Here is a 21,529-nt window from a genome sequence, read left to right on the forward strand (position 1 = left end):
CCTGTCTCTCTATGGAGGTAGCCTATGGAAAAAAGCAAAAATCAGAAGAATAAAGTCCGTTTTGTGGTGGTGCGGGAGTTCTCCGGGGAGAAATCCATGCGGGAAGCCTTTGAGCAGCTCATTGAGCGCCAGACCTGCGAACACTTCGAGGAATGGCGGCATCAGCGGGAAATGGCAGAAAAAGCTGCGTAAAAACGGTTGATTCAGGGACGGGGACATGGTACTATAATGGTATCGTGTCCCTGTTCATAGAAGGAGAACGCTATGAGCAGGAAAAAACAAGTCTATGAGAAAATCACCGCTCTCTACTGCCGTATCTCTCTGGATGACGGCGGCGACAATGAGAGTATGAGCATCAGCAACCAGAAACTCATGCTCCGGGACTTCGCAGAAAAGCATGGGATGTTCCAGTATGAGTATTATGTGGATGACGGCTATACGGGCCGCAATTTCAATCGTCCCTCGTTCCAGCGCATGATCGCTGACATTGAGGCGGGGAAAATCGGCTGCGTCATCACGAAAGACCTATCGAGGCTTGGTAGGAATTATATCGAAGCTGGAAGCTATATCGAAATCTTTTTCCCCAAACACAATGTGCGCTATATCGCCGTCACGGACGGTGTGGACAGCCTGACCCGTCAGGAAATGGACATCACGCCCTTTAAGAATATCCTGAACGATATGTACAGCCGGGATATTTCCAAAAAGGTGCTGGCGGGACGCATGACCCGTTCCCGACAGGGAAAGTTCTGCGGCGGGCAGCCGCCTCTTGGCCTGATGCGTGACCCGGAGGACAAAGGGCATCTGATCCTTGACCCGGAGACTGCGCCGGTGATCCGAAAAATCTATGATATGGCACTGGACGGCTGGGGCTGTATGCGGATCGCAAAGCAGCTCATGGAGGATAAAATCCCCATCACCAGAGTAAAGAGCAATACAGAATGTGACGTGAACTACTATTCATGGGGAAGCGCAAGGATCAGCCATATCCTGCGGAATCCCTTTTATAAGGGCGCACATCTTGTCTGCCGGACACATCAGAAAGGCATCCGCTCCAACACTTATGACATTATCCCCCGTGAGGAATGGGAGGTCATTGAGGGCTGTCATGAGGCGATTGTGACGCCGGAGGAATGGGAACAGGTGCAGGACATCATTGACCGCAGGCCCACAATTATGAAAGGCAACGCCTGCCCCTTCTATAACTTGTTCCACGGGCTTGTCTATTGTGCCACCTGCGGGAAGTCCATGCAGGTGCGGTATGAAAAGGTCGGCAGAACCGGGAAGAACCGTTTCACCGGCGAGATGCGGGAGCCGATTGACAGGGCATACTATATCTGCCAGACCTACAACCGGCTGGGCAAGAACGCCTGTACCAGCCACAAGATTGAGGCAAGGGATTTGTACAATCTGGTGCTGAAGGATATACAGGAATTGGCGGAGCAGGCCATGAAAGATGCGGATATGTTTTACCAACGGCTCAGCAGCCGGATGGAGCGCCGGTATCTGGTGGACGCTTCTCAGACCGAGAAAGAGCGGAAACGGCTGGAAGCCCGGAATCAGGAAATTGACGGAATGTTTTTAAGCCTGTACACCGATAAGGCCAAAGGCGTCCTGACCGAACAGCGATTTATGAAGCTGACGGCGGCACTGGAACAGGAGCAGGAAGCCAACCAGAAGCGCCTGCATGATCTGGCAGTGATGCAGAGCCGGGCGGACACACAGGAAAGCGAAGTCCGAACCTTTATCAAGGAAATCCGGCGCTATGCTGCCATTGAGGAACTGGACGAGTCCGTATTGAACCGGCTTATCAGCAAAATCCTGATTGGCGAGGTCAAAAAGGTGGACGGCCAGAAGGTACAGGAAGTCAGGATCGTTTATAACTTTGTCGGGGAAATCCCGGAGATTGCAGCATAAGAACGGCAAAGCTCTCCCCTTCATGCAGGGGAGGGCTATTTTTGTAAATACATCATACTTAAAAATCTTGGCGAGAACGGAAAAAGTAACACACAATTCCGAAAACTGTAGAAAAATATCAGATTAGATATATAGATGTAACAACATGAACACATGGCGATTCCGCAGACTTCAATAGAAACTAAATTGACGAAGTTAGGAATATTGCTGATTTTCGATTAGCAGATTATAATATCATAAATACCTGTACCGTCCAGTTTGCGCCTAAAAGAACGGCGGATAAATAAAAAAATTTGCAGGGAGGAAAAAAGCAATGGCCATGCGGCTTGATCACCAATTGCGAGAGCAAATATTCCGTAAACACACAACATTTCCAATCACATATTTTCAAGATGAACTGGCTGAGCTACCACAGTTCACTGGCCCTTTACATTGGCACCCAGACTTCGAATTGGCTTCACTTCAGCGGAATTTTCCATTTTAGAATATCAGGTTGGACAGCAGCGCATCCTATTGGAGCCAGGAGACAGTATATTTATCAACAGAAATGTGTTGCATGGTGTTAAGCAGTTGGATGGAAGCCAAACGGAACCAATGCCTAATATCGTCTTTTCTGGCAGCGCAATCGCACCGGAAAACAGCATCATTTTTCAAAAATATATCAAGCCAATCGCACTGTGTGATCAGATGCCCTTTGTAGTGTTTAGACATAACGATCTCAATCAGGACGAGGTAAACAACTGGCTAAAAGACATTTATTCCCGATTGCGTAGACAAGAAAACTGTTTTGAGATGGCGGTTCAGCGTAATCTAAGTAAAATATTTGAATATTTATTTCGCAATTTTGAGTGCTTACCAAAGACAGAGGTTCCACGCATACAAATCACCGCACAAATACGAATCCAGAAGATGCTTTCATACATTTATGATAATTACTCCAATGCAATAACACTGGAGGACATTGCAAATGCGGCTAATATCAGTCGTAGTGAGGCGGGGCGGTGCTTCAAAACTTATATGGAGTGCTCTCCTGTTGATGCTTTAATCCAGTATCGTCTGCAAATCGCCCATGAGTTACTTGGCGATAAATCCTTGACGCTGGAGAAAATAAGCTGCGCCTGTGGATTTCATTCTGTTCGCTATTTCAATCGTCAGTTCAAAAAGAAATATGGCCACACTCCTCATGAACTGCGAAAGTTGGGTAAATAGTACCTGCTTATGGTGATAATAAGGCTTTAAATTCCTGTTTTTTGGTGATATAATACCCGAAAACTACGGAAGAGAGGTCTGTTAGAGATAACATGGCAGAAAAAAAGAACTATAAAAAGACATTGATAACTTGTTACATCGGCTTCATCACACAGGCAATTGTGGCGAATTTTACGCCGTTGTTGTTTTTACGATTCCATAACGAATATAATATCCCTCTTGGGGAAATCGCTTTAATTTCTACCGTATTTTACGTTACACAAATAGTTGTAGATACACTTTGTGCGACAATTGTGGATCGCATAGGATATCGAAAAAGTGTTGTGATTTCTCAATTTCTGGCGGGAGTGGGACTGGTTGGTTTGGCAACCTTACCAAACCTGCTGTCAAATCCATTTGCCGGAATATTGATTAGCGTGATCGTTTATGCAATGGGCAGCGGAATGATAGAAGTGTTGGTAAGCCCTATCGTTGAGGCTTGTCCATTTGAGCATAAAGACAGCGTGATGAGTTTACTCCATTCCTTCTATTGCTGGGGCGCGGTTGGGGTCATTTCCCTTTCAACGCTTTTCTTTGCCATTTTTGGAATAGAATATTGGTGGATTCTGGCCTGTCTATGGGCGCTACTTCCGTTGTTCAACATCTATAATTTTATGACCTGCCCCATTGAACGCTTGACACAGGAAGGACAAGGATTGTCTGCAAAAAAACTGCTCAGCATCCCACTCTTTTGGGTTTTCCTCTTGCTGATGATTGGAGCAGGTGCCAGCGAGGCCTCTATGGCACAATGGGCATCGGCTTATGCGGAATCCGCATTAGGATTTTCTAAAACCATCGGGGATATCGTTGGGCCATGTATGTTTGCCGTGTCAATGGGACTCAGCCGTACCATTTACGGAAAGTACGGACACAAAATGAATTTGGTAAATTTTATGATGGGGTCAGGCATTCTGTGCCTGGTTTGCTATTTGCTTGCCGCCGTTTCTGCCAATCCTGTTTTGGGACTAATTGGCTGTATTGTCTGCGGATTTTCTGTTGGAATTATGTGGCCCGGCTCTATCAGTATTGCATCAAGTAAAATTCCGCTTGGTGGAACCGGGCTATTTGCATTTCTTGCTATGGCGGGTGATTTGGGCGCGTCAATTGGCCCTGCCGCCATAGGTGTTATTACACAAAACGCAGGCGACAACATGAAAGCCGGAATGCTTGCGGCATGCGTTTTCCCAGTTATCTTAATTGTTTCGCTCTGCTTACTAAAGTATATACGCCTGAAAAAATAAAGAGAGATTAAATCGCAGCTTTCCGTTGCGCTTCAGCACTTTAATTGAGCTTCGTTCTTGGTAAATCATTTTAGTAATATAGGGTCGGCAGGTTTACCGATGCCGGCGGCGGATGAAGTTATGCTCTATAAGGCTTTTAATTCTCTATTCAACTCCCTTTTCAAATGGAAAGGGAGTATTTTTTTGCCATTTTTGAATTCATCACTTGACATTGTGGCAAAGAGCTGATGACCCAGGACGAGATCGCGGTGATGGACGGAGGCAAGTGTATCTTGCAGCTTCGAGGGGTGCGGCCGTTTTTCAGTAACAAGTTTGATATAACGAAGCATCCCCGCTACAAGTACCTTGCCGACGCCGACAAGAAAAACACCTTTGATATTGAACGGTACATGAAACGCAGACCGGCCATCGTGAAGCCGGACGAGCCTTTCGATCTGTACGAATTGAAAGCAACCGACCTTCAACCCAACAATTCAAACGAACGAAAGGAGCATTGATCAATGGATTTCTTCGCAAAGTCGATTGAGGTTTTGCAGACTCTGGTTATCGCGCTGGGCGGCGGCCTGTGCGTGTGGGGCGGCATCAACCTTCTGGAAGGTTACGGCCAGGACAACCCCGCCTCCAATGCTCATGTACGGTAAGGAAGCAAGCAACCGAAAACAAGAGATAGACCGCCAGCACTACACTATTCCGAACCAAAGACCAAAAGATAAGCATTGTGGGAAAATCTAAACTTTTGGATTTTCCTACAATGCCAACTACGGCGGAATCCCTCCCACTCCTTATATCTTTCTGTATACATTGAATTTGTATTTAGTAAAATGCAGACAACACCACGGATCGGCTTTTGGTTGGACAATTCCAACCAAACACCACAGCAGACAGCAGAAAACATTCTGAACGCTAGGAAGCCGGTATGATTGTTACATATAAGGGGAAGAAAAATTTCTTTTAGGTACTTGCTTTCCTAAAACTGATGTGATACAATGATTTAATCCAGAAAAGGAGTAAAAAATATGCGGCAAGGTATTCTTAAATAAAACTATAATCAAATAGTGGGAACAAAGGATTATGATAGCTCCTTTTGTAGGGGCTTAGTTTTTTGTACCCAATTTAAGAATACTTTTGCCTTATCAATTTTGACATATCCCCAAAAACAGCAATCACAAACAGGTGTATGCTGTATATGTGTATGTCCGCAACTTATAATCCCCAGTGGTAAAAGTATTTTACTGCTGGGGATTTTTATGCCCTTTGGGGCTGTAAAGGGAGGACAATCACATGAAAATAATCAATATTGGAATTCTTGCCCATGTAGACGCTGGAAAGACGACCTTGACGGAGAGCCTGCTATATGCCAGCGGAGCCATTTCAGAACCGGGGAGCGTCGAAAAAGGGACAACGAGGACGGACACCATGTTTTTGGAGCGGCAGCGTGGGATTACCATTCAAGCGGCAGTCACTTCCTTCCAGTGGCACAGATGTAAAGTTAACATTGTGGATACGCCCGGCCACATGGATTTTTTGGCGGAGGTGTACCGCTCTTTGGCTGTTTTAGATGGGGCCATCTTGGTGATCTCCGCTAAAGATGGCGTGCAGGCCCAGACCCGTATTCTGTTCCATGCCCTGCGGAAAATGAACATTCCCACCGTTATCTTTATCAACAAGATCGACCAGGCTGGCGTTGATTTGCAGAGCGTGGTTCAGTCTGTTCGGGATAAGCTCTCCGCCGATATTATCATCAAGCAGACGGTGTCGCTGTCCCCGGAAATAGTCCTGGAGGAAAATACCGACATAGAAGCATGGGATGCGGTCATCGAAAATAACGATGAATTATTGGAAAAGTATATCGCAGGAGAACCAATCAGCCGGGAAAAACTTGCGCGGGAGGAACAGCAGCGGGTTCAAGACGCCTCCCTGTTCCCAGTCTATCATGGCAGCGCCAAAAATGGCCTTGGCATTCAACCGTTGATGGATGCGGTGACAGGGCTGTTCCAACCGATTGGGGAACAGGGGGGCGCCGCCCTATGCGGCAGCGTTTTCAAGGTTGAGTACACCGATTGCGGCCAGCGGCGTGTCTATCTACGGTTATACAGCGGAACGCTGCGCCTGCGGGATACGGTGGCCCTGGCCGGGAGAGAAAAGCTGAAAATCACAGAGATGCGTATTCCATCCAAAGGGGAAATTGTTCGGACAGACACCGCTTATCAGGGTGAAATTGTTATCCTTCCCAGCGACAGCGTGAGGTTAAACGATGTATTAGGGGACCAAACCCGGCTCCCTCGTAAAAGGTGGCGCGAGGACCCCCTCCCCATGCTGCGGACGACGATTGCGCCGAAAACGGCAGCGCAAAGAGAACGGCTGCTGGACGCTCTTACGCAACTTGCGGATACTGACCCGCTTTTGCGTTGCGAAGTGGATTCCATCACCCATGAGATCATTCTTTCTTTTTTGGGCCGGGTGCAGTTGGAGGTTGTTTCCGCTTTGCTGTCGGAAAAATACAAGCTTGAAACAGTGGTAAAGGAACCCTCCGTCATTTATATGGAGCGGCCGCTCAAAGCAGCCAGCCACACCATCCATATCGAGGTGCCGCCCAACCCGTTTTGGGCATCCATAGGACTGTCTGTTACACCACTCTCGCTTGGCTCCGGTGTACAATACGAGAGCCGGGTTTCGCTGGGATACTTGAACCAGAGTTTTCAAAACGCTGTCAGGGATGGTATCCGTTACGGGCTGGAGCAGGGCTTGTTCGGCTGGAACGTAACGGACTGTAAGATTTGCTTTGAATACGGGCTTTATTACAGTCCGGTCAGCACGCCGGCGGACTTCCGCTCATTGGCCCCGATTGTATTGGAACAGGCATTGAAGGAATCGGGGACGCAGCTGCTGGAACCTTATCTCTCCTTCATCCTCTATGCGCCCCAGGAATACCTTTCCAGGGCTTATCATGATGCACCGAAATACTGTGCCACCATCGAAACGGCCCAGGTAAAAAAGGATGAAGTTGTCTTTACTGGCGAGATTCCCGCCCGCTGTATACAGGCATACCGTACTGATCTGGCCTTTTACACCAACGGGCGGAGCGTATGCCTTACAGAGCTGAAAGGATATCAGGCCGCTGTCGGTCAGCCGGTCATCCAGCCCCGCCGTCCAAACAGCCGCCTGGACAAGGTGCGCCATATGTTTCAGAAGGTAATGTAAAGATACATAATCGTCAAGACGGCAACAATCAGAAGTTATGGAGGGTAACAATGGAATATAGTAAGGAAGATTTAATGGAAGCAAAAAAGCAAATTTGGGGAGTGGGAGAGAACATGGGAACAGAGGAAAGTAAAAAAATCTGGGAGGAGAACGCACAATTTTGGGATAATGCAATGGGTGACGAATCTAATGAATTTCACAGAGAGGTAGTGCGTCCCAAAGTAACGGAACTTCTATCTCCTAATCCTGCGGATTACATTTTGGATATTGCGTGTGGCAATGGAAATTATTCTTCGTATCTTGCACAAAGAGGCGCTTCGGTTGTCGCTTTTGATTACAGCAAAAAAATGATAGAATTGGCTAAAAGACGGCAATCACAATATGCAAAACAAATTGAATTTTGTGTGGCGGATGCGACCGATAGAAAAAGTATATTAGAATTAAAAAGAAATCGAGCCTTTACGAAAGCAGTTTCTAATATGGCAATTATGGATATTACGGATATTGAACCACTTCTTATGGCTGTTTATGAACTGTTGCAGGAAAGCGGAATTTTTGTCTTTGCAACGCAACACCCTTGTTTTGTCACGTTGACTGAAAAATATATGACACCGCACAGTTACTATGATATAGCGATTGAAGGGCAACCGAAAGAGCAGATTTATTATCATCGTTCCATACAAGATATTTTTAACCTTTGTTTTAGAGCTGGATTTGTCATTGATGGATTTTATGAAGAATGTTTTAAAACCAACAAAGAAATTCCTATGGTAATGATAGTAAGGCTTAAGAAGGTAAAACGTGATAGCTTAAAATAAATTTATATTTCTCAGTTAAAATTTCTATACCCCTTGAAAACACTGGTGTTTTCAGCGTTTTCGTCACCTCGGTTTGGCCCTTTTCCCTCATTTTTTCCCTTACGAGAAGAAATGAGGGAAACTTTTTTCAGGCCGTCCCTATAACCTTATCCAGTAGCCTTGCGGAAGTTCGCTTGGCCTCTCTGGTGGCGTGGGCGTAAATGTTCATCGTGGTACTTACATCAGAATGTCCCAGCAGCTCCTGCACATCCTTGGGTGCCGCCCCGTGGGAGAGAAGGTTGGTCGTATATGTATGCCTCAACAGATGGAAGTGAAAATCATCCATATCCCCGATCTTCTTTCGGGAGTATCGGCATACGCTGCTGACCGTTGCAGGGGCTTCATAAGCTCCATCGGGCCGCAGGCAAACAAAGGAAACCTGGGTGTAATCTTCCGGCGGTGTCTCTGTCCGGGGCAAGGAATAGACCTCGTAGTAGGTGCGGTTCTTTTCCTTGATGATGCGATAGTAGTTTTGGGAGTACAACGGCCCGTATTTGATGCTGTTCAGCATTTGCTCCTTTTTGGCTTCCCGCAGGATGGCCGCCAGGGTGTCGCAGAAATCCACTGTACGGATTTTTTTGCGCTTGGTGGGGCCGATCTGCGTTTTCTTCCTTACGGAGTCATACCGCATACTCCGGCGGATGGTAAGGCACTGTTCCTTCAGGTCGATGTCCTGCCAAGTCAGCCCGCACACCTCGCCGATACGAAGCCCGGCGTAATAGGCGATCTGGATAGGCAGTAACGCGGGATTGTGCTTTTTCTTCAAAAGCTCATTCAGCGCCAAATACTGCTCATGGGAGATTGTCGGCGTTTCAATGGGAAGGTCGCCTGTGCCATCCTCGGTGAACAGCTCATATTCATCGTCTTTGACCCGTTTCACCACATACTGCATCGGATTGAAAGTAATCAGCCTTTTGGGGAAAACCGCAAACCGGAAGGAGTTTTGAAGCACTGCCGAATACTGGCCCAGCGAGCCTTTGCTCAAAGCCTCAACGGTTTTTCCATCGGGACTTGTCCCTCCGAAGCTCAATAAATCCATATAGCTTTGCAGATGGTCGGAAGTTACCGTCTTGAGCTTGCGCTTACCAATGGGGTGCTTCTTGATGCGGGAAACAGTGTTGATGTAGGCTGTCACCGTCCCATCACTCAACGAGCCGGGTTTCAGTTCTTCCTCCACCCACATATCCAGCATATCCCCCAAAGTGATGTTCTTGGCCTGCGCCAGAAACATCTTGGTTTCATAGTCCTCCATCGCCTTGCGGAGCAGAGACTCGGTTTCACTCTTGCTTTCCGTTCCCGGAAATTCTTTCTGGACACGGTTGCCGCTGGCATCTTCTACATAAAAGCGATAGTACCACTTCTTTCCTTTCTTTCTTACAGATCCTTTTGCCATAGCAAACTCCTTTCTATGCTGGCAAACGGAACCGTAGTGATGTGTCACCCTGATTATAGCAAAGGGTGGCCAATCTATCAAACATACCGCTTGCTAAATTTCAAGGTTTCAATATTTACTTCACTGCAAGAACCTGATTGCGGTCCAGAAGGTCGCGGCCCTCGTTGATCTGCATGAAGCAGCAAATCACATCCACACGGACTATGGACTTACGCCCAATCCGCAGGACCGGGATTTTCCCCCAATCCACAAGACGGCGGAGGGTGTTGCGTCCAATACCGGTATAGTCGGCAGCTTCTTCAATCGTCATGCCGATCTTACCAACGCCCGCAGGCTGAACAGCGGAGTATCTTTCTGTATGAGTACGCCCGGAAGTCCCGGACGGAATATTCGCATAACAAACAGGCGAATTTGAAGTCATAATTGTTCGCCTCCTTCGAGAACAAAAAAGCAGCCGCGCCGATCTGGTTGGAGCCGTTGTAACATACGGCGCATTTCGACGCGGCTGCCTTGACTTTTCAGTAACTTCAAGCCCGCTGTATTTGCCACGCATCCCCAGCGGTGGGGATATTACAGGCCGCCCCTGGCAGGGCTGTCATAACTCCGCGGCATCGTTCAAAGCGTGTGCCGCAGGGTTCCCCCTCAAGTCTGTGGGAGGTCGTGAGAAAGTATCTTTAACCCCCGCGCTGTCATCGCGCCCGGAGTGCCTGTCCGGGTCTAAGGTATGCGTTGATCGCTCGGATAGCTTGTCCCATCACCTCCTTGAAGCTATCGTCCTGGCGGCGCACCTTATGTCGCTCATCACGCGGGTTTTGTACCTGCAATACCGTATATTCAGTTGTCATGGTTCTGTGAAGGGTGAGGAAAATGTGTCCTTCACCTATCACATTTTTTAAGGCCGTTTGTTAGCTATTTTTGAGGCCCGCCGCGAACTTTTTTGAAATTTTTTTGATTGCCCTGGCAAGTGAGAGGGAGACGCTGGCCTTCGTCACTCCTTCAAGCCTGGCAATCTCGGTGACAGACTTCCTTTCAGCATAGTACATCCAGATCCGGCGATACTGCTTTGCGTTCAGAATGGCTTTCAATGCAGCCAGACGTTTCTCCCGCAAAGCCTTTTCCTCTGCCTGGACATCCGCCTTCAGAAGCTCGGAGAAAAATTCATCCTCGGCAGACTGAACCGCTCCGACCACATCCAGGTAATCATCCAGAGCCACCCGATTATCGTTGAAGCTCCGGCCTTCCTTTTCTGTCTGGTGGTAGTCTGCATCAGACCAGGCTTTCCATTTCAGAAATTCTTCCTCACTGGAAAAGTCCGCGCGGGTGAGCCGGATGCGGCCGCTAACGCTTATGTATATAATGCTGTCCTGATCGTGTTTGTTCAGGGCGTATTCGCTTTTCTTATCAAACATACTTGTCCTCCATTTCAATTCAGGGGTTAACAGGTGAATTGAAATGGGGGCGGTGGAGATCGGCACCCTACGGAGAACCGCAGGATATGACAAAAAACGCCTGACTGGATATAATCCAGCCAGACGCTATCTGGTGTATTTTGATGCTGCCTTACATTGTATAGTTCATCTTCTTGGGTATAAATCCCCGTTGCCGGGGACGGGCTTTTTTTGGCAGGTCAATTCCTGCCGGATTATGTCGAAACCCTCTGTGCTTCACGGCGGCTCCCTCCTAAAGCCGCCGTATCATTCAGCACAGGGTCGTCATCCCCCATAAGGGCATGGAGAACGGCGGCCTTGAAATGTGTTTCAAAACCGCCGCCGGGTGAAAATGTAAATTGCGCGCACAAAGCCACCTGCCCCGCAACGGTTTTTTTCTTTTCCCGTCTGTCGGGGCAGATTAAATACATATTTATTTTGCTTACACCTCAATCAATCCTTTTGCATTTCCAGTAAATAACACACCATAAAAATAGACCTGACAAAGTAATAATTCCTTTGTTCCATAGCCAAATATTATTTTGATCTCCGGCAAATCGGATAAACAAATAGACATATTCTAACCCCGGAAATCTTAATAGGCTTCGCGTCAATAAGATTATCAGCCATATAATCCCACAGACTAATGTTGCTATATGTTCTTGCCTACATATAATCCCTAACAAGGCACACAGCGATGATAAAAAGAATGTTGGTGGGAAATACAGCACAATCAATTCCCATATTGGCATTTCGTATCGCACAACTGACGCGCCTGCCATGCTAAAAACCGCGAATAAGCTGGATATTGCGAAAGCGATTATGTAACGTAACAATACCCATTTGAAAAGAGATTTACTTTGTGCGGCAATAATATCAAAATTACTGTCTGCTCTTGTCTTTCCCCATTCACCAACAACGATTGTCACAAAAAACGGGAATACCACTTCAAAGCTGACCGGGTAAAAATCAAGCAGATCTCCGGCTATGATAGAAAGAACAATCATCGCAACCGTAAAGGCCGCTGATACAATAAAGAAATTTATCCCGAAAATTTTTACTTCGCTTTCAATTTGCGCTATCATTCTGACCTCCAAAACTTGTGTTTCAAAAACAGCAGGCTACCACACACAAGACCGCTTCCTACAAGGAAAAATCCATTTGCAATAACGCTTCCCATATCAACAAACGGCCATCTCGGATGCACCCATATCAAACGGACTAAATCGCCGGAAGTAATCAAGTAAAACGGCATTGCCTCTGCCGAGCCTACATAGGTGGCATTAAACCCAAACAATATTGCAGCCAGAATATAGAATAAGCGAATGTCAATCATCCCCGGCAAGGCAATCGAGCAAAAGCTGACAAATAAGATCACTGGAACTAAAGAAACAAAGATTGCTTTTACCAACGGGACAATACATTCAATCAGGGAAATTTCAAACGGAGCAGCAATAAAATAGATCATCGTGTTAAGCAAAAGAAAAATACACTGCATGGAGAAAACATATAGAAATCCGCCCAACAGCTTTCCCAACACATATTGCCATTTTCGTAAGGCCGATGACATCAGCAAAGATTTCATTCCTGTCTTAGTATCTATCGGAATACGTCCTGCCAATAAGAACATCAGACCGAACAATAAAACAAGGCTGTCGAGGCTCACAATCCGATAAACAAAGTATGCTGGCTCATTCAAAAACTCCAACCGAGCTAAATTCCCAGCAGAGGGGAAATTGTCAAGTAAAGAAAGTGCCGTCGCTACAAGAAGTACACCCCATGTAACCAGACGCTTGAACTGCATTTTATATTCATAATGGAGAACAGAAAACATTTTACGCATGGGCTTTCCCTCCCATACAATACACATAAGCATCTTCCAAAGTCGCCGTGACAGGTGTGGCCTGTAAGAATAGTCCGCTTTCGTCCATAATTCGCGCAGTCAATCCTTGGCTCTCGTATGTCGTCGATAACACTACGGATTTCTTTTGAAGTTCGATAAGCTGGTTTTCATTTTCTAAATGTAAGATTTTCACCCTATCCTTTACCCGTTCTAATAGGGCGGCAGATGTACCTGCATAAAATAGATGCCCTTTCCGCAGAACAGCAAGTTCTTCACAAAGCTGGTGAATATCTTCGACAATATGTGTAGAAAGCAAAACGGTGCGGCCCTCTCTTGCATATCTTGACAATAGGCCACGGAACCTCACCCGTTCTTCTGGATCAAGACCGGCTGTCGGTTCGTCAACAACAAGAATTTGAGGATTGCCAATTAGCGCCTGCGCAATGCCAACCCTCCGTTTCATGCCGCCGGAAAGCTGACCTATTTTGCGTTTGGAAAATTCCAACATTTCAACCTGCTCCAACACGTTGCTGACAGCTTTTTTGTTATGAATGCCTTTGAGTTCTGCCATGTAATTTACAAAGTCAAATACAGAAAGAGAGGGGTACATGGCAAGTTCCTGTGGCAAATATCCAACTCTTGCTCTGACCTCATTTCCCTGTTTCACGGTATCAAAACCGCAAATGCGGATTGTGCCTGCTGATGGGGTTAAAACCGTAACCAATGCCTTCATCAGCGTAGTTTTTCCAGCACCATTGTGTCCCAACAGGCCAAAAACACCGCTGCCAACACGAAAGCTGACATCATCAAGGGCGGTAACGCCGTTCTTGTATTTTTTAGTAATGTGACTAATCTCAATGTTTGTATTCATACGCTCCTCCATTTAACTACATTTGTAGATTTATAGACTTTAATGATACGGGTTACTCATTGTAACCCGCACCATATTCTGTACCAGTATTATAGGCCGGATAAGGATAGAAATGTTCTCTGCTGAATTGTACGGAAAAAGCAACCGTAAGTATCAGAGAAACAGCCAGTATAACCGTTATCATCCTGTCCCTAATCTTTGATGTTCTTGTGGTGATCCGTTTAATTCTGCGTTTTGCCAACACAAAACTGAGTGCGCCAATCCCTTTACCGGGTTTTGTAGCTTGAACCGTAGACAGTTCCAGCAGCCGGATAATAGCCGCAGCATATTCTGTTGCCGTGACTTTCCCTTGCGAAAATTTTAAGGCATTGCAATCGCAATCCGTCTCACAATGTAGTGAAAAATCTCCTTTAGCAATCCACGCAAATGGGTTGAGCCAGTTTAATATGCAAACATAATCATAGATATGCTCCAAAAGAATATGTTTCCGCTTAATATGGGTCAACTCATGGATAAAAACAGCGGATAATTCGACATCGGTCAGCTTCTCTATAACTGTTTTGCTCATAATAATTGCTGGGCAGATTGCGCCGGTAACGCAAATGGGGTTATCCAAAGTCCCCCAATATAATGTAGGCACTTTTTTTAAGCCGACAATTTCCGCACATTGTAAACAAAGAGAATTTAGACGCTCATTGCTACATATCTGATATCCCTTCAATGCTCGCTTTGCCATTATAGAGCGTATCGTATCATAGACGAAAAGAATACCACACCCACACACCCATATCCAACAGGCAATATAAAATCCATTTAACCATTCCTGTGTTTCTGGTGATATGAGAAATACATCCGGTGAAAGGAATGGAACGCAAAAAAGGATCATACCGCAAAGTGGAAACCATAGCGGCAGCGTACAACGCAGGATATGATTGATAAAAAGAGATAAAACACAAAATATACCGCCAATGGCAGACACAAAAATAATCGCATTGAAAATGTTACCGAGTATCTGCATCTGTTTTCTCCTGCTGCTCGATCAAACTCTTTAGCTCATGCAATTCATCAGACGAAAGATTACCGCTTTTGACAAATCCCATTACCATCTTAGATAGGGAGCCATCATATACGCGGCTTAGAAAACTGCGGCTTTCCGCAAGCTGGCAATCACTTTCCGATACTGCTGGATAATATAAGTATCCCTTTCCTTGACGCTTTGTAGTCAATGCTCCTTTTTTTACCAAACGGGCAAGGTATGTTTGAATAGTCGTCTTGCTCCAACCTGTTTCTTTTAACCTGTCTAATATTTCGGGAAGTGTTTGTGGAGAATTACTCCAAACAATCTTCATTACTCGCCACTCTGACTCTGAAATAGAAAGTTGCTGCTCCATAAGGCGCCTCCTTTGATTGATACTGTGTAGTTTATTCTATTATAGCATTGGAACTACATGGTGTCAATCATTGCGGTGGGGGCTTTCTTAAAATTTACAATAAGCAGGGGCTGTAAAACAGCCCCACTTAAAACCTATTGATAAATCAGTTCTATCAGGACAATTTCCTCCGCCTGCGCTTTCATCGTGTTCATCAGCCCCACCCAGCGCATGGGGTCACGGGCTTTCAGTTCCTCGGTGACGCCCGCCATCTCTTATGTAATTTCTCTCTGAGAATGAATTATAAAATGAAGCTAAAGTGCATATCATATCATTCCCAGCGCATCCTATGAACAATAGAATGTAATAGGGTGATGTGATATGCCGAATGTGAAAGATTGCCCTGGATTTGAAACCTTCGGAGCAGATGTTCAGCAGGCGCGTGAAGCTGTGAAATTGTCTCGCCGGGAGCTGGCCTGAATATTTCATGCTATGAGGGCCATCGATACGCTTTTGCTATCCCTATCTCGATTACACATTTGGGGTTTACGGGTATCTGTCAAAAACTCAGGTGACAGATACCCTCCGACAAAAAAATCGTCGTACTTATCCTTTGGTGTCCCTTTCACAAAAATGTGACAGATCTGCTCGTTGCCGTGATCTAAAATAATGATACGTTCAATCACAGTATTAAGCAAGGACAATTTTTCTTCATAAGCACTGGACTCGATAAAAGCCGGAAAGCTGAAAATGATTTTTTTGATTTCACCCAGCCCTTTAGCCGATTTACTTTCAGACGATTTTGCGTCCTCAAGCCTAACGATCAGGTCCCTGGTTTTAGAAAGTTCTTCTGAGAGCTGCGATATGTCCGCTTGAATGAAACTGCGGATATTTTCATCAGCTTCTCTCTTGTTGCGAACCTGGGCAGCGATGTCGGCCTGTATCTTTTCCATTTTTGTTTTTGCAGAAGCAAGGTCGCGTTCATTGCTGTCAGAGCGAATTAGGCTCTCCATCTTCGTGTCCAGAATTTGAGTGTAATATCCACTGGCTTCATCTGCTACGGTTGCCATCTTTTCAAGAACAAAGCTGTCCATTCTGTTTCCATCAATAGGTTTGAAAGTACAGCTCTTTTTATACCTCTGGTTTGGACACCCATACTTGAAGCGAGGTTGTCCATTCGTCCAGCGATTGGACTCAGGAAATACGTTGAGTCGATGTCCGCATATCGGACAATACAGTAGGCCGGATAATAGAGCGTTGGTCGCTCTATGGGGCCTGTTATATTTATCCTCAATGGCATCTAAGATTTCTTGGACCTCAACCCATTCTTTTCCTGCAATAAAGCCCTCATGCTTTCCAATAGACACAATCCATTCATCAATGGGTTTATCTGTATGGACCTGTGCAAACTTTGGCTCAATAAAGGTGCTATCCTCATCTTCCAGCTTTTCTTGTTCTGTTCGATTATAGACAGCTAAGCCATACGTTCCATCAAACTCTGATTGGTCTTTGCATATATTCCCGTTGTCCTCCATTTCAATTCCGGGGTTGACGGGTGAATTGAAATGGGGCGGTGGAGATCGGCACCCTACGGAGAACCGCAGGATATGACAAAAAACGCCTGACTGGATATAATCCAGCCAGACGCTATCTGATGTATTTTGATGCTGTCTTACATCGTATAGTTCATCTTCTTGGGTATAAATCCCCGTTGCCGGGGACAGGCTTTTTTTGGCAGGTAAATTCCTGCCGGATTATGTCGAAACCCTCTGTGCTTCACGGCGGCTCCCTCCTAAAGCCGCCGTAACATTCAGCACAGGGTCGTCATCCTCATAAGGGTATGGAGAACGGCGGCCTTGAAATGTATTTCAAAACCGCCGCCGGGGTGAAAATGTAAATTGCGCGCACAAAGCCACCTGCCCCGCAACGGTTTTTTTCTTTCCCCGTTTAGCGGGGCAGGATAGCTTGTCTTATTCGGTTTATTCTTGCTCTTGAGCGGCTGCCTCTTTCAGCCGTGAAAAGCTCTCATCGCTGATAATGTGTTCAATCCGGCAGGCATCGGCCTCCGCAGTTTTGGGGTCAACGCCTGCGGCGATAAGCTGCTCGGTAAAAAAGCAATGGCGCTCATAGATTTTTTCGGCAACCTCGCGGCCCACATCGGTCAGATGGAGAAAGTGATCTTCGTCCATTGTGAGAAATCCGCCGTCCCTCAAGGTAGCCACTGCATGGCACACGCTGGGCTTTGACACCTCCATGTGCCGGGCCACATCTACGGAGCGCACCATACCGAGTTTCTTTTGGAGAACAAGAATGGTTTCCAGGTAGTCTTCCCCGGACGCATGAAGTTTCATTAAGACCTCCCTTACTGTATCCGCCAGCCCTCGGCTTGTTCGCGGATTTGGATAAACTTTTTGTAAGTACCTTCCTGTTTCAGCAGTTCCTTATGCGTACCTCTCTGAGCCACAGTTCCGCCATCAATCACAAGGATTTGGTCGGCGTTCTCAATCGTAGCCAGGCGATGGGCAATCGTAATAATGGTCTTGCCATGTGTCAGGGCAGAAATAGCTTCTTGGATCAAATGCTCATTCTCAGGGTCAATGCTTGCTGTTGCCTCGTCTAAGATAACAATGGGAGCATCCTTGAGCATCGCCCTGGCGATAGAAATTCTTTGCTTTTCACCGCCGGAAAGAGAAGAACCCCCTTCACCAATCACCGTGTCATATCCGTCTGGCAAAGCCATTATGAAGTCATGACAGCGGGCGGCTTTTGCGGCGGCGACAATCTGCTCATCCGTAGCGTCCGGGCTGCCGAATTTAATGTTATTCTTGATGGTATCCCGGAACAAATAGACATTCTGAAAAACCATGCTGATATTTTTGAGCAGACTATCGCAGGTAAATCTGCGAATATCCGTTCCACCAAGGGTAATCGTTCCGCTGCCCACATCGTAAAAGCGGGCAATCAGGTTACACAGCGTAGATTTTCCGCTGCCAGATGGCCCCACGATGGCCGTTGTGCTATTCTGCGGAATTTTGAAGTTCAGGTCATGCAGAACAAGCCGGCTGTCATAGGGATGTCTACTATGTGTTCCCGCCCTTGTTTGCCAACACCAGCACCCGGATTATCCTGAAGAAGCCCAAGACCGATTCCAGCATCCGCAAGGTGTGGCTGCCCAAGACTCTGGCCTACATTCTGCTGGAATGGAAGAAGTCCCAGGACGAGCTGAAAGAGATGCTCCGGGACGAGTATCAGGACTACGACCTGGTGGTGGCGCTGCCCAACGGGCGGCCCTGTGAGGACCGGGTGCTCCTGAAGGAGTTTGAAAAGCTGCGGGAGAAGGCTGGACTCCCGAAAGTGGTCTTTCACTCTCTCCGCCATTCCAGCACCACTTACAAGCTGAAACTCAACCACGGCGACCTGAAGGCCACCCAGGGCGACACGGGCCACGCCCAGATCGACATGATCACCAGCGTGTATGCCCACATTCTGGACGAGGACCGCAAGGTGAACGCCCAGAAGTTTGAGGACGCCTTCTACGCCAGCGCCAATCCCGACCTGCGGACGGTGCGCCCTCCGGCAAAAACCAGGGGACCGAAGGAGCCGGAGAGCGTGTCGCTGGACCTGGAGGCCCTGGTGGAACAGCTCCGCAAGTCACCAGAACTGGCCAACACACTGGCCGCATTGCTGGCGTCGGCCCCATCCGGAAAATAGTTCGGAAAAATCGTGTTAGCAAATCCCCGATTTTCATTAGCAAACCCGGAAAAAATGTTCGAAGCCAATTAGCAGGGATACAGCGGAAAATGTATAAAATCGTTCCGGCGGAGCGGCAAGGCCGTTCAAGAGAAACGGCAACAAAAAACCACTGTAAACCATCAGAAAACGGCTTACAGCGGTCATTTTTGGCACCCCCGGCGAGACTCGAACTCACTACATTCCGCTTAGGAGGCGGACCCTCTATCCTGGTGAGGTACGGGGGCATATACAGAAATTATTCAGTTATACAAGGCTCCGGGATTCGAACGGTTCGATTGTTAGGAGGCGGTCGCTCTATCCTGCTGAGCTACAGGCGCATCTAACTTTGTCAGCGGAACAAAAATCCGCCTATGCCGCATTATTGTAACCCAATTTCCGGGCGGTGTCAACGCTGAGGGCGGGAAAGATGCGGGTTTTTGTTGGTTTTTTTGCGGAAAGCTGTTGCATGGCCCGTAAGGTATGCAGTATAATTAAGAGTCGAGCTGATTATGATCTTATGCGGCGGAGGATGGACACCCCACCGCTGAAGGAGAAGGAATATGCAGAACGAGAAATTACGCAACGTAGCCATCATCGCCCACGTCGACCATGGCAAGACCACCCTGGTGGACGAAATGCTCAAGCAGGGCGGCATCTACCGTGAGAACCAGGCCACGGTGGAGCGCGTCATGGACTCCAACGACCTGGAGCGTGAGCGCGGCATCACCATCCTGGCCAAGAACACCGCCGTCCACTACAAGGACGTGAAGATCAACATCGTGGACACCCCGGGCCACGCCGACTTCGGCGGCGAGGTGGAGCGTATCCTGAAGATGGTCAACGGCGTCATCCTGCTGGTGGACGCCGCCGAGGGCCCCATGCCCCAGACCCGCTTCGTGCTGTCCAAGGCCCTGGAGCTGGGCCACAAGGTCATCGTGGTGGTCAACAAGATCGACCGCCCCGACCAGCGCATCCACGAGGTCATGGACGAGGTGCTGGAGCTGCTGCTGGACCTGAACGCCACCGACGAGCAGTTTGAGTCCCCCACCCTGTTCTGCTCCGGCCGTCAGGGCACCGCCTCCTACTCCCCCGACCAGCCCGGTACCGACCTGGTGCCCCTGTTCGAGACCATCGTCAACTATATCCCCGCCCCCGAGGCCGATGTGGACGCTCCCTTCCAGATGCTGGTGTCCTCCATCGACTACAACGAGTTCGTGGGCCGGATCGCCATCGGCCGCATTGAGCGTGGCACCGTGAAGCAGAACCAGGAGATCGTGGTGTGCAACTACCACGACCCCGACGCCGTCCCCAAGAAGGCCAAGGCCACCGCTCTGTATCAGTTTGACGGTCTGGGCAAGGTGCCCGTCACCGAGGCCGACGCCGGCAACATCATCGCCATGAGCGGCATCGGCGAGATCACCATCGGCGACACCATCTGCGCCCCCGACGCGGTGGAGCCCATCGAGTTCGTCAAGATCTCCGCCCCCACCATCGAGATGACCTTCTCCGTCAACGACTCCCCCTTCGCCGGCAAGGAGGGCAAGTTCGTCACCTCCCGCCAGCTGCGTGAGCGTCTGTTCCGGGAGACCATGAAGGACGTGTCCCTGCGGGTCACCGAGACCGACTCCACCGACGCCTTCAACGTGGCCGGCCGCGGCGAGATGAGCCTGTCCATCCTCATCGAGACCATGCGCCGTGAGGGCTACGAGTTCCAGGTGTCTCCCCCCCGCGTGCTCTTCCAGGAGATCGACGGCAAGAAGTGCGAGCCCATCGAGCGCCTGGTGGTGGACGTGCCCTCCGACAGCGTGGGCGCCGTCATCGAGAAGATCGGCTCCCGCAAGGGCGACCTGCTGGAGATGACCCCCGTGGGCGAGCGTATGAAGATCGAGTTCCTGGTGCCCTCCCGCGGCCTGTTCGGCTACCGCAACGAGTTCCTCACCGACACCAAGGGCGAGGGCATCATGGCCTCCGTCTTTGAGTGCTACGCCCCCATGAAGGGCGAGATCCAGCGCCGCAACTCCGGCTCTCTGGTGTCCTTCGAGACCGGCGAGAGCGTGACCTACGGCCTGTTCAACGCCCAGGAGCGCGGCGTGCTCTTCATCGGCGCCGGCGTGCCCGTCTATGCCGGCATGGTGGTGGGCGAGACCCCCAAGCAGGAGGACATCAGCGTCAACGTCTGCAAGAAGAAGCAGCTGACCAATATGCGTGCCTCCGGCTCTGACGACGCCCTGCGCCTCACTCCCCCCCGCCAGATGTCTCTGGAGCAGTGCCTGGAGTTCCTGGCCGACGACGAGCTGCTGGAGGTCACCCCCCAGTCCCTGCGTCTGCGTAAGCGCCTGCTGGACCATGCGGCCCGGATGCGCGAGGCCTCCAAGAAAAAGGCCTGATCATAAGAACAACACCGCCCCCGGCGTGCCGGGGGCGGTGTT

The 21,529-nt window shown here is 48.5% G+C and carries 19 protein-coding genes, 1 tRNA gene and 4 pseudogenes; 11 read left to right on the forward strand and 13 right to left on the reverse strand.

Annotated features, from left to right (window positions below):
• Positions 1-24: 24 nt before the first annotated feature.
• The 8 genes and pseudogenes from B5F94_RS16735 (at position 25) to B5F94_RS12185 (ending at position 8,425) form a co-directional block, all read left to right on the forward strand.
• On the forward strand, positions 25-192 hold the full coding sequence (locus B5F94_RS16735) for a hypothetical protein (protein WP_009891878.1): 168 nt from the start codon (positions 25-27) through the stop codon (positions 190-192).
• Between the two features lie 72 nt (positions 193-264).
• Positions 265-1,917 (forward strand): recombinase family protein, encoded by a 1,653-nt coding sequence (locus B5F94_RS12150; RefSeq protein WP_087330462.1) that lies wholly within the window; start codon positions 265-267, stop codon positions 1,915-1,917.
• Between the two features lie 513 nt (positions 1,918-2,430).
• Positions 2,431-3,126 (forward strand): helix-turn-helix domain-containing protein, encoded by a 696-nt coding sequence (locus B5F94_RS12155; protein WP_242965671.1) that lies wholly within the window; start codon positions 2,431-2,433, stop codon positions 3,124-3,126.
• A gap of 92 nt (positions 3,127-3,218) precedes the next feature.
• Positions 3,219-4,406, forward strand: coding sequence for an MFS transporter (locus B5F94_RS12160; RefSeq protein ID WP_087330464.1), 1,188 nt, complete (start codon positions 3,219-3,221; stop codon positions 4,404-4,406).
• A gap of 215 nt (positions 4,407-4,621) precedes the next feature.
• Positions 4,622-4,903 (forward strand): annotated as a pseudogene (locus B5F94_RS12165) (hypothetical protein); the annotation flags it as partial.
• A gap of 3 nt (positions 4,904-4,906) precedes the next feature.
• Positions 4,907-5,047: a Maff2 family mobile element protein gene (locus B5F94_RS12170; protein ID WP_087330466.1), complete on the forward strand. Its 141-nt coding sequence runs from the start codon at positions 4,907-4,909 to the stop codon at positions 5,045-5,047.
• A gap of 640 nt (positions 5,048-5,687) precedes the next feature.
• Positions 5,688-7,607: a tetracycline resistance ribosomal protection protein Tet(W) gene (tet(W), locus tag B5F94_RS12180; protein ID WP_002586627.1), complete on the forward strand. Its 1,920-nt coding sequence runs from the start codon at positions 5,688-5,690 to the stop codon at positions 7,605-7,607.
• Positions 7,608-7,657: 50 nt separating this feature from the next.
• Positions 7,658-8,425, forward strand: coding sequence for a class I SAM-dependent methyltransferase (locus B5F94_RS12185; RefSeq protein ID WP_002586626.1), 768 nt, complete (start codon positions 7,658-7,660; stop codon positions 8,423-8,425).
• Between the two features lie 127 nt (positions 8,426-8,552).
• Here the strand turns inward: B5F94_RS12185 and B5F94_RS12190 are convergent, their stop codons facing one another.
• The 9 genes and pseudogenes from B5F94_RS12190 to B5F94_RS12230 all read right to left on the reverse strand — a co-directional run.
• On the reverse strand, positions 8,553-9,857 hold the full coding sequence (locus tag B5F94_RS12190; RefSeq protein WP_087330468.1) for a tyrosine-type recombinase/integrase: 1,305 nt from the start codon (positions 9,855-9,857) through the stop codon (positions 8,553-8,555).
• A 115-nt stretch (positions 9,858-9,972) separates the two neighbouring features.
• Positions 9,973-10,167: a helix-turn-helix domain-containing protein gene (locus B5F94_RS16950; protein WP_072849340.1), complete on the reverse strand. Its 195-nt coding sequence runs from the start codon at positions 10,165-10,167 to the stop codon at positions 9,973-9,975.
• 595 nt (positions 10,168-10,762) lie between these two features.
• Positions 10,763-11,266, reverse strand: a complete 504-nt coding sequence (locus B5F94_RS12200) for a sigma-70 family RNA polymerase sigma factor (RefSeq protein ID WP_087330471.1) — start codon at positions 11,264-11,266, stop codon at positions 10,763-10,765.
• A 467-nt stretch (positions 11,267-11,733) separates the two neighbouring features.
• Positions 11,734-12,369 carry a hypothetical protein gene (locus B5F94_RS12205; RefSeq protein WP_087330473.1) on the reverse strand — a complete coding sequence of 212 codons (636 nt, stop codon included), beginning with the start codon at positions 12,367-12,369 and terminating at the stop codon, positions 11,734-11,736.
• Positions 12,366-13,127 (reverse strand): hypothetical protein, encoded by a 762-nt coding sequence (locus tag B5F94_RS12210; RefSeq protein ID WP_087330475.1) that lies wholly within the window; start codon positions 13,125-13,127, stop codon positions 12,366-12,368. The genes B5F94_RS12205 and B5F94_RS12210 overlap by 4 nt, the downstream gene beginning before the upstream one ends.
• On the reverse strand, positions 13,120-13,998 hold the full coding sequence (locus tag B5F94_RS12215) for an ABC transporter ATP-binding protein (RefSeq protein WP_158100291.1): 879 nt from the start codon (positions 13,996-13,998) through the stop codon (positions 13,120-13,122). Before B5F94_RS12215 ends, B5F94_RS12210 begins: the two co-directional genes overlap by 8 nt.
• Before the next feature lie 52 nt (positions 13,999-14,050).
• Positions 14,051-15,016 carry a M56 family metallopeptidase gene (locus tag B5F94_RS12220; RefSeq protein WP_087330480.1) on the reverse strand — a complete coding sequence of 322 codons (966 nt, stop codon included), beginning with the start codon at positions 15,014-15,016 and terminating at the stop codon, positions 14,051-14,053.
• Positions 15,000-15,389, reverse strand: coding sequence for a BlaI/MecI/CopY family transcriptional regulator (locus tag B5F94_RS12225; protein ID WP_087330482.1), 390 nt, complete (start codon positions 15,387-15,389; stop codon positions 15,000-15,002). Before B5F94_RS12225 ends, B5F94_RS12220 begins: the two co-directional genes overlap by 17 nt.
• 134 nt (positions 15,390-15,523) lie before the next feature.
• Positions 15,524-15,643: pseudogene (locus B5F94_RS12230) on the reverse strand (TnpV protein); the annotation flags it as partial.
• A gap of 106 nt (positions 15,644-15,749) precedes the next feature.
• Between B5F94_RS12230 and B5F94_RS16955 the strand changes: the two are divergent.
• A pseudogene (locus B5F94_RS16955) lies at positions 15,750-15,845 on the forward strand (XRE family transcriptional regulator); the annotation flags it as partial.
• An 8-nt stretch (positions 15,846-15,853) separates the two neighbouring features.
• Here B5F94_RS16955 and B5F94_RS12240 read toward each other — a convergent pair.
• From B5F94_RS12240 to B5F94_RS12250, 3 genes and pseudogenes are all read right to left on the reverse strand, one after another.
• Entirely contained in the window at positions 15,854-16,903 is a 1,050-nt protein-coding gene (locus B5F94_RS12240) for a zinc ribbon domain-containing protein (RefSeq protein ID WP_087330487.1), read from the reverse strand.
• A gap of 444 nt (positions 16,904-17,347) precedes the next feature.
• Positions 17,348-17,719, reverse strand: a complete 372-nt coding sequence (locus tag B5F94_RS12245) for a metal-dependent transcriptional regulator (RefSeq protein ID WP_073261259.1) — start codon at positions 17,717-17,719, stop codon at positions 17,348-17,350.
• Between the two features lie 11 nt (positions 17,720-17,730).
• Positions 17,731-18,438: pseudogene (locus B5F94_RS12250) on the reverse strand (ATP-binding cassette domain-containing protein); the annotation flags it as partial.
• A 14-nt stretch (positions 18,439-18,452) separates the two neighbouring features.
• Here B5F94_RS12250 and B5F94_RS12255 point away from each other — a divergent pair.
• Entirely contained in the window at positions 18,453-19,079 is a 627-nt protein-coding gene (locus B5F94_RS12255; RefSeq protein ID WP_343212824.1) for a tyrosine-type recombinase/integrase, read from the forward strand.
• 189 nt (positions 19,080-19,268) lie between these two features.
• Here the strand turns inward: B5F94_RS12255 and B5F94_RS12260 are convergent.
• Positions 19,269-19,345, reverse strand: a tRNA-Arg gene (locus B5F94_RS12260).
• Between the two features lie 315 nt (positions 19,346-19,660).
• On the opposite strand from B5F94_RS12260, the gene typA reads away from it, so the two are divergent.
• On the forward strand, positions 19,661-21,487 hold the full coding sequence (gene typA, locus B5F94_RS12265; RefSeq protein WP_087272531.1) for a translational GTPase TypA: 1,827 nt from the start codon (positions 19,661-19,663) through the stop codon (positions 21,485-21,487).
• Positions 21,488-21,529 lie beyond the last annotated feature (42 nt).

This window comes from Flavonifractor sp. An4, from assembly GCF_002161755.1.
In the GTDB taxonomy this organism is placed as follows: Bacteria; Bacillota; Clostridia; order Oscillospirales; family Oscillospiraceae; genus Flavonifractor; species Flavonifractor avicola.